This is a genomic window from Pedobacter psychroterrae (genome assembly GCF_004331695.1).
GTDB lineage: Bacteria > Bacteroidota > Bacteroidia > Sphingobacteriales > Sphingobacteriaceae > Pedobacter > Pedobacter psychroterrae.
Genome location: NZ_SJSL01000001.1, coordinates 315,156 through 329,577 on the forward strand (window position 1 = coordinate 315,156; position 14,422 = coordinate 329,577).

Sequence of the window (14,422 nt, forward strand, 5' to 3'; positions counted from 1 at the left end):
CTTGATTTAATTTTATGGTTTAAAATAGGGTTGAATTGCGTCCTTTTCTGAAATCACCATATCCTTAGCAGGTATTCCCCAATCAATATTTAATGTTGGATCGTCATACCTGATTCCGCTTTCTGCTTCTTTATGGTATTCATTATCACATTTATAAGCAAAGACTGCTGTTTCGCTTAACACTGAAAATCCATGTGCAAACCCTCTGGGTATATAAAACTGCCAATTGTTCTCACCTGTTAGTTCGATTCCCACCCACTGTCCAAAGGTTTTTGAACCTGCTCTTAAATCAACTGCAATATCTAAAACCCTGCCTTCTATTACCCTGACCAATTTTGCCTGAGCAAATTCACCCTTTTGAAAATGAAGGCCACGCACAACTCCGTAAGTGGAAGCTGACTGATTATCCTGCACAAAATATCCATTTGCCCCTGTTGCCAATTCAAATTTCTGTTGATTGAAACTCTCAAAAAAATATCCTCTCGAATCGGTAAAAACCTGTGGCTGTATAATGAAACAGCCCTCCAGCTTAGTTTTCTCTATCTTCATTGGCTAGCCGATCTGGTCAAATTCTTCAAACTTGGAATTTTTGCTCTTAAATTCCGGGACGATGGTTTTCATCTGGATCACCACTTTTCTATTGTCATTAATTATGGCGTGATCCAACAGTTGGTAAATCTGAGCTTCAATTTCATTAAACACATATTCCCTCACCTTACCGATCATAATTTTCTCATGATGGGTTGGCATGGTATTCTCGTTGTCATTTAATAGCTCCTCGTATAGCTTTTCTCCAGGCCTCAGTCCTGAATAGGTGATTTTAATGTCCTCATTGGGCACCAAACCGGCTAAACGGATCATTTTCTTGGCCAGCTCTACGATCTTTACTGACTTGCCCATATCAAATACGAAAATTTCCCCTCCTTTTCCCATACATCCGGCTTCCAGCACCAAGCGACAGGCTTCAGGAATGGTCATAAAATACCTGGTAATCTCTGGATGCGTTACTGTTACAGGACCACCTTTTTCTATCTGCTGTTTAAATCTGGGTATAACAGAACCATTAGATCCCAATACATTGCCAAATCTTGTGGTAATGAATTTTGTAATAGGCTTCACATCCGATTCATTCAAATAACTTAAACCATTAGAAAAAATCACCCCATCATTGCTCAGGGAATTATTAAGTGATTGCACATAAATTTCCGCTATCCTTTTGGAAGCCCCCATGATATTAGTCGGGTTGACTGCCTTATCGGTAGAGATCATCACGAATTTCTGCACTCCATGCCTTACAGACAGATCCGCTATGGTTTTTGTTCCAAGTACATTGGTCTTAATCGCTTCGGCCGGATTATCCTCCATCATTGGGACATGCTTATAGGCAGCTGCATGATATACATAATGGGGTTTAAAAAGATCAAAAAGAAATTGCATTCTTTTCTCGTCCTTTACGTCCCCGATAAAAGCATGAAAATTGGTGTTTTTATGGGTCTCTTCCAATTCCAGGTACAAGGTATGCAGCCCTGTTTCACTTTGGTCGCACATAATGATCAGCCCTGTTTCAAATTTCATCAACTGCCTGACTATCTCACTGCCTATGGAACCTGCAGCACCGGTAATCAAGATCCTTTTTCCTTTCAACTGATCCTGTATTCCATCGATATCAATCTGGATTGATTTTCTGTTCAGCAGGTCTTCTATGTTTAGGTTTTGTATTTGCGCGGTACTTACATCACCACGTGCCCAAACATCCGGAGGAGGAATGTTTAAGATCCTTACATCATTTTCGAGGCAGACATCTACGATCTGCTCTTTCCTTTCGGAAGGAATGGTGTAAGAAGCAAAAATGATTTCGTCCACCTCATGCTTAATAATTAAATTCTCCAAACTGGCTGCATCCAGAATTTTCACTCCGTCTATTGCTTTCCCTACCTTGCGTAAATCATCATCTACAAAGGCTATAATCGTCTTATTAACTTTATTGTCATGATCGAAGGTTCTTTTTGTCGCTACCCCTGCTTCTCCGGCTCCATAAATAATAATGCGGATTTTGTCCAGTTTTGCATTCTTAATGTACATGAAAAAATACTTAACAATTACCCGGTAAGTAATTAAAAAAAGAAAGCTAAACAGTGAGTAGATGATAATCGTGACATTACTGATCAGACTCTGTCCAAAAAAAACAACTACCAGCGCATTTGAAAAGAAAACTGCTAATGAAGCCAGTGTTATGGCAAAAAGAATCCGGAATGAATCCTGGGCACTGGTATATCGGACTATTCCGGCAAAAGTTTTGATGTTGAAGAATACAAGGGTATTGATTATGATGGTTAAAATAACCGATTTATACAAAGACAATGCATCAATGCTGTCTATCAAAAAGTTATGCCTTACAATTTCCGCAAGCAATAAAGCGAAGACACTTAAGCAAATGTCAATTGTAAATATAATCCAGCGAGGTACTATTTCTAATTTAGAGAACATGTATCGGTGTTTTATTTCCGTTACAAAGCTAACAATAAATTAAATAAAGTCATACCCAATACTGGGTATATTTAGCATACCTATGAATTAAACATTTAAAGCCAGGAAGACCTATTGCTACCTGGTTAAAAAGTAAATGAGTATCAAAAGAACTATGGTAATGAAGATTTCTGTCGCGAATACAAAACCATCGTATTGACCATCATTTTTTCTTTTATTCACTTCTGGCGGGTCTTTCTTTATTCCGGAAGGCATATTATCATCCATATCATGTTTAAAAAATAAAAATTTATAAGGCTGACTAAAAAGCATTTTTCTCTCCCCTTACAACGTTAATAATGGTCATAAAAATTATTTTAACATCCAGCATGGTACTCCAGTTCTCGAGGTAATAGATATCACATTTCACCCTGTTTTCCATATCTAATGAGGTTTTGGTCTCGCCTCTGAAACCATTTACTTGTGCCCAACCGGTGATTCCCGGCTTTAAAAACTGGCGCACCATGTACTGATCAATGATGGCTTTATATTCTTCAGTATGCTTTAACATATGCGGTCTCGGCCCCACCACAGTCATATTTCCTAAAAAAACATTAAAAAACTGAGGCATTTCATCTAAACTGGTCCTGCGCAGAAATCTTCCAATGGAAGTTACCCGGGCATCATCTCTGGTGGCTTGTTTTTTGTCACTTTCCCTGTTCACTGTCATGCTCCTGAATTTGTAGCACCAAAATGGTTCGTCGTTTCTACCACTTCTTAATTGTTTAAAAAGCACAGGCCCGTGACTTTGCAGCTTGATAATCAATGCAATTAAAGGATACAGCCAGCTCAATATAAAAAGTATCACGAGGGAACTAAATAGCACGTCAAACATCCGTTTTTTAAACCGGCTGCCCATTTCCTCCAATGGTTCCTGACGCAAGGTAATGATCGGGAATTCCCCACCAAGATAACTAACTGTATAAGGCGAACCGATTGCACCTCCAAAATCTGGAATAAACTTTAACCGCACGCATTGTTTTTCTGCTTCAGACAACAACGACTTTACATCTCCCATCCGCTCAGGCGCCACCGCCACATATACGTCCATTACCCCATTTGCCGCGGCCTGCGCAAGATTCTCAGAGACAGTCTCCGTTAAGATATCTCCGTCCTGCGCATAGATAGAGTCATCATCGCCCACAGAACCGTAAAACTGAACACTCCGGTGCTTGTCAAAGTAATTAGAAATTCTCACAGCAGTATCGTTAGAGCCCATCACAGCAATTTTTTTAGCGAGGTTAAGCCGATTGAGAAATACATACTGAATTACCGTACCGGCAAAGCGGCTCATGATAAAAAATACAAAAAGTGAAATGTAAAAGGCAGACAGGAATACCTTTGAAAAATCGATGTTGCCCGCAATGGCAAGATAAACCCCAAACAGCGCTACATGCATGGCAAAACTCCTGAACGTACCCCTGTAAATTCTTTCCAGTTTTCTAACCCCATAACTGGTATACAATCCCCAGACTGCAGAATTAAACAGCCAGATCAGGTTACTGACCACCACGAAATGTTGATGCAGTTGCGCTGGCGCAGACTTGCCCAGATGTAATGTCATTAAATAAGCTATATAGTAAACACCATTCAGAAGAATCAGATCTGACACCAGCAAAACATATCTCAATAAATAAATGTATCGTGTCTGAACCATAAATTCTTATTACGCTATGACAGTATGAGACTTTACATTCGCACTGCCAATTGACTGAACAATAAAACCTATATCTCTTAGCCTTTGTGCATTTAGCAGGTTACGACCGTCAAAAATTTTCGCTGGCTTAAGCATTGAATCGTAAATACGCTGCCAGTCATAATCCTTAAACTCATCCCATTCAGTCAATACGGCAATAGCATGTGCATTTTTGCATACTTCATAGGGGTCATTTATGACCGAAAGTCCCAATCTGTTTTGATCAGGATCGCGGGAGCCCAGGTAGTCCAAATCAGCATAGATTTGCTTTTCACTTACCTTGGGATCAAATACCTTCACATCCGCCTGTTCATTCAGCAAATAGTCAGCTACGTATATTGCAGCAGATTCACGGGTATCGTTGGTATCTTTCTTAAAAGCCCAGCCCAGGAAAGCAATCTTCTTACCAGATACAGTATTATATAGGTTGCGAACAATGTTCAATGCAAACCGACGCTTCTGATGATCGTTCATAATAATTACCTGCTCCCAATAATCTGCCACTTCGGTTAGGCCAAAAGAACGGGATATATAAACCAGGTTAAGAATATCTTTCTGGAAGCAGGAACCTCCGAAACCAACCGATGCCTTTAAAAATTTTGGCCCTATCCGGCTGTCGGCACCTATTGCGCGTGAAACTTCGTTCACATCTGCCTCTGTCTTTTCACAAAGCTCTGAAATGGCATTTATAGAGGAGATCCGCTGCGCAAGAAATGCGTTTGCCACCAATTTAGACAACTCTGAAGACCACACATTCGTTGTTAAAATGCGATCGGTTGGAATCCAGGTAGCATAAATGTCGACAAGCGACTGTATGGCATCCCCGCCCTCAGGAGAAGGATCACCACCTATCAGTACCCGGTCTGGCATCAACAGATCATCCACCGCGGTTCCTTCTGCCAGAAATTCAGGATTAGACAAAACCTGAAATTGAACTCCGCTACCAGTATACTGAAGGATATCCTTAATCGCTTCAGCAGTTCTCACAGGCAAGGTAGATTTTTCCACGACAATTTTGTTTGAAGTAGAAACACGTGCAATTTGCCTGGCACATAACTCTATCCATTTCAGGTCTGCACCCATACCTTTTCCAAGTCCATAGGTTTTTGTCGGAGTATTTACAGAAATGAATATCATTTGTGCTTCTTCAATGGCACCATCCACATCGGTCGAGAAAAACAAGTTTCTACCCCGCGCTTCTTTTACAATTTCACCCAGCCCGGGTTCGTATACCGGTAGCTTATCTACATCCGGGTCATTCCATGCCGCAATACGCACTTCATTTAAATCTACAACGGTTACTTTGATATGTGGACATTGTTTGGCTATAACAGCCATGGTGGGTCCACCTACGTATCCTGCGCCTATACAACAAATGCTTGTGATCTTCATAAATCTAAATTTTAATGCAAAAACTCAATAAGTAATAACCAGAAAAACTAAAAAATCAGAATTTCACTACAAATATATCGCATTACATTGATTTATTTAAGATAATTATTAAAAATAACACAAAAAATAACAATATAAGCCGCTATTTAGCTACAAATTCAAATTAATCATCAATTTATTATACTTATTGACGCACTAAATCAACATATTTCAAATTTATATACCAAATATTTAATTTTAAATGATATTTTTGTGGTGATATCAAAATTAGAGTCAATAAAATCTTTTTTTAACCAAAAAAAGCAACTGTTTTCTAAAAAACACAACAAAATAATGAAAAAAGCATTAATAACAGGAGTAACTGGTCAAGACGGATCATATTTAGCCGATTTATTATTAAAAAAAGGTTATGAAGTACACGGAATTAAGAGAAGAAGCTCACTTTTCAATACCGATCGCATCGATCATCTCTATCAGGACCCTCACGAAAGTAATGTTCGCTTCATTTTACATTATGGTGATCTGAGTGATTCTACAAACTTGATCCGGATTATCCAACTGGTACAGCCCGATGAAATTTATAACCTGGGAGCCATGAGTCATGTGCAAGTGAGCTTTGAAACTCCCGAATATACCGCAAATGCAGATGGAATCGGGACATTGCGTATACTGGAAGCCATTCGGATACTCGGCCTGATAAAAAAGACAAAGGTCTACCAGGCTTCTACCTCTGAGCTATATGGCCTGGTACAGGCCGTACCTCAGTCCGAAACCACTCCTTTCTACCCTCGCTCGCCTTATGCAGTAGCAAAAATGTACGCCTATTGGATCACAGTCAACTACCGGGAGGCTTACGGAATGTTTGCATGCAATGGAATTCTTTTCAACCATGAGAGTCCCTTGCGGGGAGAAACCTTTGTGACAAGAAAAATTACCCGGGGAACCGCTAAAATAGCTTTAGGTATGCAGGACAAGCTTTATTTGGGAAATCTGGACGCGAGAAGGGATTGGGGACATGCTAAAGATTATGTAAAAGCGATGTGGTTAATCCTCCAGCAGGACGTTCCTGAAGATTTTGTCATCGCCACAGGTATCACCACTACTGTGCGTGATTTCATAAAAATGTCCTTTGCAGAAGTTGGCATTTCTCTGGATTTTCTTGGAGAAGGCGTCAAAGAAGTGGCAGTAGTAGTTTCATGCAGTGACCCAAGGTTCCAGATCGAGATTGGAAAAGAAGTAGTGGCTGTTGACGAACGCTATTTCCGTCCTACCGAGGTTGAACTTTTAATAGGCGACCCATCTAAATGTAAATCAAAACTAAACTGGGAGCCCAAATATGATCTTGCAGCCCTGGTAAACGATATGATGGTATCAGACATCCAATATTTTGAGAAAGAGCGTATGCTTAAAGAAGCCGGATACATTGTTAAAAATCAATTTGAATAATGGATAAATCGGATAAGATCTATGTAGCTGGCCACAATGGAATGGTTGGGTCAGCAATTGTCAGAAAATTGGAAATGGAAGGCTTTAGCAATATCATTACCCGTTCTTCAAAGGAGCTGGATCTGCGAAATCAGGAGCAGGTAGGTAATTTTTTTAAAACTGAACAGCCCGAATACATCTTCCTTGCCGCAGCAAAGGTTGGCGGAATATTGGCCAACAACATTTATCGCGGCGAATTTCTCTATGAGAACCTGATGATCCAAAATAATGTGATACACTCCGCTCACTTAAATAATGTCAAAAAACTGATGTTCCTGGGCTCATCCTGTATTTACCCCAAGCTGGCCCCGCAGCCATTAAAAGAAGAATACCTGTTAACAGGCGAACTGGAGCCTACAAATGAGCCCTATGCCATTGCTAAAATTGCCGGGATCAAAATGTGCGACGCCTACAGAGCCCAGTATGGATGCAATTACATTTCTGTGATGCCTACCAATTTATACGGACCCAATGACAACTACGATTTAAATAATTCGCATGTACTTCCTGCATTGATCCGGAAAGTAATTACCGCAAAAAACAATGGAGATGATACGGTGACCATCTGGGGAACCGGCATACCCCGCAGGGAATTTTTATATGTGGATGACCTGGCTGATGCCTGCTTTTATTTAATGAAAACATACAACGAACCTGGCCTCGTAAACATAGGTGTAGGAGATGACATATCCATATTGGAACTAACTGAACTGGTTGTAAAAATTATAGGCTACGAAGGTCAGGTAGTAACAGACACAAGCAAACCCGACGGCACACCGAGGAAATTAATGGATGTCAGCAAATTAAACAAGCAAGGCTGGAAGGCCCGCATTTCACTGGAAGAGGGAATTAAAAAAGTATATGAAGAAGTAAAAGACTTTAAATGGAATTAATGAATAAGAACAACTACGTATTGATCATGGCTGGCGGAGTAGGCAGCCGGTTTTGGCCTAAAAGCCGCAACACTTTTCCAAAGCAATTCATCGACATCCTTGGAATCGGCAAGTCACTGCTTCAACTCACCTACCACAGATTTTTAAAGTTATGTCCGGTTGAAAATATCTTCATCGTCACAAACAGCCAGTATGAGGGCATCATTCTTGAGCAACTGCCCGGAATTGCTGCTTCTCAACTTATCTGCGAGCCGAGCAGGAATAACACAGCTCCCTGTATCGCATACGCCTCATTTAAGCTTAAAGGATTAAACCCAAAAGCCAATATCGTTGTAGCACCTTCAGACCATTTTATATTATACGAAGACATCTTCCTTAGCAAGATAAATAAAGCGCTTGGCTTCACTGAAAAACAAGAAGCGCTGGTTACCCTGGGCATATCACCCAGGAGACCTGATACCGGTTACGGTTATATTAAATATGAACATAAAAATACGGACGAAATCCACAAAGTTATCCAGTTCAAGGAAAAACCTACTTTAGAGAAAGCCAGGGAATTTCTGGCAGAAGGAAATTATGTATGGAATGCGGGGATTTTCATCTGGAAAGTCGGCTCTATACTAAAGGCGCTCGAAAAATACGCGAACGAAATCCACACCCTGTTTACCAAAGGAATAGACTTATACAATACTGACGCTGAGCGTAGTTTTATAGATGAGCACTATCCAACCAGTCCCAATATCTCTATAGACTATGCGATAATGGAGCAGGCAGACAATGTATATACCATTCCTTCGGATTTTGGTTGGTCAGATCTGGGCACCTGGGCTTCGCTCTATGAAGCAGTCCCAAAAGACAAGCAGAACAATGTAATCTCAGCAAAAAACATACACATAGAGGACACACACAACAGCATCATCCATATCAACAGCGATAAAATGGCTGTACTAAAAGGGTTGGATGGCTTTATCGTAGTAGATGAAGGAAATGCCTTACTGATCTATCCAAAGAAGGAAGAACAATCGATCAAAGAAATTGTAAAAACCATGAGTACCGAATACGGCGATTTATTCCAATAAAAGAAAAATTACACCTGCTTAATCCCGCACTATGCTTTTCAACTCGCTAAATTTCCTGATCTTTTTACCGGTAGTATTTATATTATACTGGTTTGTTGTCAACAGATCGCTAAAATATCAGAATATATTGCTCTTGGCCGCGAGTTATTTTTTTTATAGCTGTTGGGATTGGCGCTTTCTTTTTTTACTCGCATTCTCCACCTTTCTTGACTTTTATTCAGGCCTTGCCATACACCGTACTGACAATAAAAGACTCAGAAAAATTTGGCTGATCCTTAGCGTAGGGATCAATCTTGGCTTTTTAGGTATATTTAAATATTACAATTTTTTCTCCCATTCTTTTGGTGAGGCGTTGTCACAAATTGGCATCAATGCCAACATAACCTCATTGGATATAATACTTCCTGTAGGTATATCCTTCTATACTTTTCACGGTCTGTCGTATGTGTTTGACATATATAATAAGAGAATAACACCGACCACAAATTTCATAGAGTATTCATTATTCGTAAGCTTCTTCCCCTTACTGGTAGCTGGCCCCATAGAACGTGCGACACATCTACTTCCGCAAATGGAAAAACCCAGAACATTCAGGTATGCGCAAGCAGTTGATGGCTTAAGGCAGATCTTATGGGGCATCTTTAAAAAGGTAGTGATAGCAGATGGCTGTGCCGAATACGCCAATCTTATATTTAATAACTCATCAGACTATTCGGGAAGCACATTGATATTGGGTGCAATACTGTTCACATTTCAGATTTATGGAGATTTCTCCGGGTATTCAGACATAGCGCTTGGAACCGCTAGGCTCTTTGGTTTTGAACTATTAAAGAATTTTAATTTCCCTTATTTCTCCAGAGATATTGCAGAGTTCTGGAGGCGCTGGCACATTTCCCTTTCCACCTGGTTTAAAGACTATTTATATATCCCTTTGGGCGGAAGTAAAGGCGGCATGGCTATGAGGATCAGAAATACTTTTATCATATTTCTCGTGAGTGGGTTCTGGCATGGTGCCAACTGGACATTTATCATCTGGGGAGGATTGAATGCGCTGTTCATCATGCCATCCATCATATTCAAAACCAACAGGAACAACATCGACATCGTTGCCCAGGGCAGGACCTTTCCCACACTTTATGAATTGTGGCAAATAGCTACCACATTCGCGTTGACAGTCTTTGCATGGATATTTTTTAGGGCCAGTTCAGTTGGTCATGCATGGAGTTATATAACCGGCATTTTTTCGAAAGACATTTTTAAAATACCGTTTTACCATCCAGAACTAAGGGCTTCTATAACCATTATTATGCTGATCATTCCCTTTGTTTTAGTCGAATGGATGGGCAGAGAAACCAATTATGCTATTGAAAAGATCGGCTTTAACTGGAAGCGGCCACTGAGGTGGAGTTTCTATATATTCATCGTTTTTCTAATTGGCATGTATATGCATACTGAGGAAACGGAATTCATTTATTTTCAATTCTGAGCTATGAAAAAGTACCTGATTAATCTCTTTTATTTTTCCTGCCTTGTGCTGATAGTTTATCCTCTTATTGTGTTCTCCTGGGGTAAAATTTTTCCGGGCAAGTATCGCAAGAACTTAAAATATCGCGAAGCAAGTACCGGTCAGCTTGATCAGAGATTACGCGATGCAGACACCACTAAAAATATCGATTTACTTATTCTTGGGTCATCACATGCATATAGAGGGTATGACCCTAGAATCTTCAAAAAAGAAGGCATCAAAGTCTTCAACTTAGGCTCCAGCGCACAAACCCCCATCCAGACAGAAATACTATTCAATCAGTATCTCAGCCAGTTCAATCCAAAACACATTATTATAGATGTGTACCCGGCGCTACTGGCAAGCAATGGCATTGAATCTTCACTGGACCTGATAGCGAATGATTGCCTGGACAAAAATTTCGCTGCAATGTTTTTAAAACAGAAAAACATCATCGTCATCAATGCTGCCATTTATTCTTCCATAAATAATATCTTAAAACCCTCTAAAGCTGTAAAAAAAATAGCTAGTCCGGACAAATATATAGTTGGTGGCTTTACTGAATCCTACAAAAAGTACAAAGCCAAAGCAGGAAAAGACATTAAGTTTGATGTCGAAATATCAGACATGCAGATGGACGCCTTGGTCCGGATAATCAATAAAATAAAAAGCAACAATCTAACATACACGTTAGTCCAGTCGCCTGTCACCAAAGAAAAGTACGCCCTGACTAAAAACAATGTAGAAATGGACAGAGTCATTTCAAAACTGGGAACTTACTACAATTTCAACAAGATGCTAACCCTGACCGACAACTATTTTTATGATGATCATCATCTGAATCAGTACGGGGTAGTGGTTTTTAATCAAAGGTTATTGGAAACAATCGATATAAAACCTCTGGCTAAATATGCAAAAAACTAAAAATTATGGGTGACTTAATTAAACGATGAAATGGACGGGAATATGAGTAAAAACTACCTAAGTTGGAAAACCAGTTTTATTCTTGACATACTTAGACTTTTAGCAGCACTCGTCGTATTCCTCACGCATGGTTATACCGTTTGGTATAAAAGCTATAATTTTTTTCCTGATCTCGATTTGGCACATTTCAGTGTCGTAACTTTCTTTGTATTATCAGGTTATGTTATCTCTTATACTACAACCAAAAACAATCGCGGGGCAGTCCATTACGCACAAGCCCGGTTAAGCAGGCTATATTCGGTACTATTACCCGCGATACTATTTACCGCTATCATACAAATAATCATATATTACATTAACCCCTCTGTTTACAGCAAGTATTCAAATTCATCTCCTGTTGTACGATACTTTATCTCCATACTTTGTCTAAACGACATTTGGTTTTTTTCATCGTCACCCAAATTAAACGCACCTCTTTGGTCATTAAGTTACGAATTCTGGTACTACGTTATTTTTGGAGCATGGTTTTATAGGAAAAACAGGGGATCTTACCTTTTACTAGCTTTTGCATGTCTGATAGCTGGGCCATCAATATTGTCGATGATGCCAATTTGGCTCCTCGGACGTCTTGCGTATAAGTTATCACTTAGAAAAGCCCCACCAAAAAGTTACGGACTAGTCTTTGCCACCTCAATTGCTATAGCAATAGTGTTGCTAAAATATTTACCTGCGCTGCCTTTCCAATTAGGTCAGCCTCCATTTAACTATGCGAATCAATTTATCAAGGACATAATCCTTGGTCTATTCCTTTCGGTTGCATTATATTCCGTTACGGAAACAACTAAGACAAACATTCAACCTGCATTTCTCGACAGATTCCGTAAAGTTGCTAATTTAACATTTCCCCTATATTTATTTCACTTTCCATTATTAGCCTTATGGCAGGCTGTTTTTCCGGTTAGGTCTGGCGACATTATCCAGTTTTGGATCGCGATGATCAGCATTTTGGTGATAATTGTCCCGATAGCACTATTTTTGGAGAATAAACGTAAATGGTGGGATCGCATTTTCGATTTCCCAATAAAGACGCTGCGGAAAATTTTCAAAAGAAGTCCTGCCCGACACGCTGTAGCTGAGTATTAGTTAAAAACTTCTGGTCAATTCTCTCAGGATATTATCTTTATTAAGATATCTCTCCGCGTATTGCCGGGCGTTTATTCGCTCCTCAGAGAAATCACCAGTGCTACAATTCAATATTGCCCGGGATAGCAAAAGATCATCCTCAGGAAAAATGACTTCACCCATTTTATATGTTTTAATTACTTCGTACAAAGTAGTCCCATCTTTAGCCGTAACCAAAGCCAACCCTCCCACGGAAAGTATGGTGGTAAGCTTGGATGGCATTACCAGATCACTTGCATCACTTTTCTGTAATACTAGATGTACATCCGCAATGTTCATAAAATCATTAAAGACTTCATTGGGTTGCAACGGGAGAAAGCTCAGATTCCTGAGTTCCATTTGTGCAGCCATTTGTTGTAACTTTTCCTTAAACGGCCCCGTCCCGCAAATTATAAATTTCAGGCGTTCATGGCTGCTCAACTCTTTTGCTATGCGCAGTATGCTATCCAGGCCCTGTTTCTCTCCTATACTGCCAGAATAGAGTACCAACCGGTCTTCCGGGAGAAAACCCCAACCTGCTTTTAGCGCATGCCTGCTGGAAACCGGATAATAACTATCTGTATCTACCCAGTTTGGGAACAGGGTAATTGAACGGTTCACTTTAGCGTGTATTTTCTTTTTCATACCGGCTGATATGGTACTGATGATGTTGACCCTATTAAGAATAAAACGCTCCAATGAAAACAGCAGACCAAACATCCATGGCTTTAACATCTTTAGTTCCTTTGCCGCTTCTATCTGCAAATCCTGGATGTGGTACACAATTTTTCCTCCTTTAAAAAACCGGTAAAACAATGCCAAAAATCCGAGGTGAAAAGGCGGGGCTATTGCCATAATCACGTCGTGCTTCTTATGAAACAACAACTTAAAGACCACAAAAAAAGCCGACACGAAAAATGTCATTTCATGAATCAATCTTTTCAATCCGGTAGGAGCCGATGGCACATACAGCGGACACCTATAAATGGTCAGATTATCCGCGGGCTTCTCCTTCAAATACCACTTTCCGGAATAGGGAGGCTGAACCTTCCAATTCGGATAATAGGGAGGGGTAGTAACCATAGTTGTACGGTGGCCGTTTTCTGCAAACCATTTAACCATCTCTCCGCTATATTTCCCAATGCCCGTAAGCTCAGGGAAACAATTAATACCTAAAACCAATACACTTTTCTTTATTTCCATCTGGGTTTTATATAAATTATAGGATTCCCGCTATAGACGCCATTGCTTTCCAGGGATTTTGTTACCACAGAATGGGCTGTAACAATCGTGTCTGTACCTACCGTCACATTAGGTGCTACAAAACTACCCGCACCTATCCAGCAGCCGTCCATCAATGTAATCGGGCCATTCCTGTAGGGCATGGAAGGAACCCGGTAATCATGATTTCCACAGCAAAGAAATGCCCTTTGAGAAACACATACATTATGTCCAATAGTCAACTGTTCAAAATTCAATAGAAATGCCTCTTCGCCTATCCATACATCGTTGCCTATGGAAAGCTTCCATGGCATATGTATGTTCACTCTAGGTTTGATCACCACACCGCAGCCTATCTGTGCACCAAAAAGCTTAAGCAAAAGCTTTTTCAGTGAATTAGGAAATGGAAAAGAAGTCAGAAAAAAAAGCATCTTCACAAAATACCAGCCGATCTCCTTAAGTTTTGATGCACCCCTATCTAACCCTATTGAAGCATCAAAATCTCCTAACCTTACTTTCGATGTTGTGTGATTTTCCATAT

Annotated in this window: 12 protein-coding genes; 6 read left to right on the forward strand and 6 right to left on the reverse strand. The window is 40.0% G+C overall.

Annotation, left to right across the window (positions count from 1 at the left end; all coding sequences use genetic code 11):
* Positions 1-12: 12 nt before the first annotated feature.
* The 4 genes from rfbC to EZ437_RS01365 all read right to left on the reverse strand — a co-directional run bounded on the left by rfbC (position 13) and on the right by EZ437_RS01365 (position 5,614).
* Positions 13-549, reverse strand: a complete 537-nt coding sequence (gene rfbC, locus EZ437_RS01350) for a dTDP-4-dehydrorhamnose 3,5-epimerase (RefSeq protein WP_131592416.1) — start codon at positions 547-549, stop codon at positions 13-15.
* A 3-nt stretch (positions 550-552) separates the two neighbouring features.
* On the reverse strand, positions 553-2,487 hold the full coding sequence (locus EZ437_RS01355) for a polysaccharide biosynthesis protein (protein WP_131592418.1): 1,935 nt from the start codon (positions 2,485-2,487) through the stop codon (positions 553-555).
* Positions 2,488-2,788: 301 nt separating this feature from the next.
* Positions 2,789-4,183 carry an undecaprenyl-phosphate glucose phosphotransferase gene (locus EZ437_RS01360; protein WP_131592420.1) on the reverse strand — a complete coding sequence of 465 codons (1,395 nt, stop codon included), beginning with the start codon at positions 4,181-4,183 and terminating at the stop codon, positions 2,789-2,791.
* A 9-nt stretch (positions 4,184-4,192) separates the two neighbouring features.
* Positions 4,193-5,614 (reverse strand): UDP-glucose 6-dehydrogenase, encoded by a 1,422-nt coding sequence (locus EZ437_RS01365; protein WP_131592422.1) that lies wholly within the window; start codon positions 5,612-5,614, stop codon positions 4,193-4,195.
* 333 nt (positions 5,615-5,947) lie between these two features.
* On the opposite strand from EZ437_RS01365, the gene gmd reads away from it, so the two are divergent.
* From gmd to EZ437_RS22030, 6 genes are read left to right on the forward strand one after another with little or no spacing between them, the layout of a single operon-like run.
* Entirely contained in the window at positions 5,948-7,060 is a 1,113-nt protein-coding gene (gene gmd, locus EZ437_RS01370) for a GDP-mannose 4,6-dehydratase (RefSeq protein ID WP_131592424.1), read from the forward strand.
* Complete coding sequence (locus tag EZ437_RS01375) at positions 7,060-7,992, forward strand: GDP-L-fucose synthase family protein (RefSeq protein ID WP_131592426.1); 933 nt, start codon at positions 7,060-7,062, stop codon at positions 7,990-7,992. The genes gmd and EZ437_RS01375 overlap by 1 nt, the downstream gene beginning before the upstream one ends.
* A complete protein-coding gene (locus tag EZ437_RS01380; RefSeq protein ID WP_131592428.1) occupies positions 7,992-9,071 on the forward strand; it encodes a mannose-1-phosphate guanylyltransferase in 1,080 nt (359 codons plus the stop codon). Before EZ437_RS01375 ends, EZ437_RS01380 begins: the two co-directional genes overlap by 1 nt.
* A gap of 31 nt (positions 9,072-9,102) precedes the next feature.
* The gene (locus tag EZ437_RS01385; RefSeq protein WP_131592430.1) at positions 9,103-10,557 is read left to right on the forward strand and encodes an MBOAT family O-acyltransferase; all 1,455 of its coding nucleotides are present in this window, start codon (positions 9,103-9,105) and stop codon (positions 10,555-10,557) included.
* 3 nt (positions 10,558-10,560) lie between these two features.
* The gene (locus tag EZ437_RS01390) at positions 10,561-11,499 is read left to right on the forward strand and encodes a hypothetical protein (RefSeq protein ID WP_131592496.1); all 939 of its coding nucleotides are present in this window, start codon (positions 10,561-10,563) and stop codon (positions 11,497-11,499) included.
* A gap of 42 nt (positions 11,500-11,541) precedes the next feature.
* Positions 11,542-12,642, forward strand: a complete 1,101-nt coding sequence (locus tag EZ437_RS22030) for an acyltransferase family protein (protein WP_225869526.1) — start codon at positions 11,542-11,544, stop codon at positions 12,640-12,642.
* Here EZ437_RS22030 and EZ437_RS01400 read toward each other — a convergent pair whose 3' ends face one another.
* Both EZ437_RS01400 and EZ437_RS01405 read right to left on the reverse strand, forming a co-directional pair.
* Entirely contained in the window at positions 12,643-13,863 is a 1,221-nt protein-coding gene (locus tag EZ437_RS01400) for a WcaI family glycosyltransferase (RefSeq protein WP_131592500.1), read from the reverse strand. It lies immediately after the preceding gene.
* Complete coding sequence (locus tag EZ437_RS01405; RefSeq protein WP_131592502.1) at positions 13,854-14,420, reverse strand: WcaF family extracellular polysaccharide biosynthesis acetyltransferase; 567 nt, start codon at positions 14,418-14,420, stop codon at positions 13,854-13,856. The genes EZ437_RS01400 and EZ437_RS01405 overlap by 10 nt, the downstream gene beginning before the upstream one ends.
* Between the last annotated feature and the right edge of the window lie 2 nt (positions 14,421-14,422).

Bases quoted from the DNA above. Each gene is read 5' to 3' on its own strand.
- rfbC (WP_131592416.1), bottom strand. From the start codon at position 549: ATGAAGATAGAGAAAACTAAGCTGGAGGGCTGTTTCATTATACAGCCA.
- EZ437_RS01355 (WP_131592418.1), bottom strand. From the start codon at position 2,487: ATGTTCTCTAAATTAGAAATAGTACCTCGCTGGATTATATTTACAATT.
- EZ437_RS01360 (WP_131592420.1), bottom strand. From the start codon at position 4,183: ATGGTTCAGACACGATACATTTATTTATTGAGATATGTTTTGCTGGTG.
- EZ437_RS01365 (WP_131592422.1), bottom strand. From the start codon at position 5,614: ATGAAGATCACAAGCATTTGTTGTATAGGCGCAGGATACGTAGGTGGA.
- gmd (WP_131592424.1), top strand. From the start codon at position 5,948: ATGAAAAAAGCATTAATAACAGGAGTAACTGGTCAAGACGGATCATAT.
- EZ437_RS01375 (WP_131592426.1), top strand. From the start codon at position 7,060: ATGGATAAATCGGATAAGATCTATGTAGCTGGCCACAATGGAATGGTT.
- EZ437_RS01380 (WP_131592428.1), top strand. From the start codon at position 7,992: ATGAATAAGAACAACTACGTATTGATCATGGCTGGCGGAGTAGGCAGC.
- EZ437_RS01385 (WP_131592430.1), top strand. From the start codon at position 9,103: ATGCTTTTCAACTCGCTAAATTTCCTGATCTTTTTACCGGTAGTATTT.
- EZ437_RS01390 (WP_131592496.1), top strand. From the start codon at position 10,561: ATGAAAAAGTACCTGATTAATCTCTTTTATTTTTCCTGCCTTGTGCTG.
- EZ437_RS22030 (WP_225869526.1), top strand. From the start codon at position 11,542: ATGAGTAAAAACTACCTAAGTTGGAAAACCAGTTTTATTCTTGACATA.
- EZ437_RS01400 (WP_131592500.1), bottom strand. From the start codon at position 13,863: ATGGAAATAAAGAAAAGTGTATTGGTTTTAGGTATTAATTGTTTCCCT.
- EZ437_RS01405 (WP_131592502.1), bottom strand. From the start codon at position 14,420: ATGGAAAATCACACAACATCGAAAGTAAGGTTAGGAGATTTTGATGCT.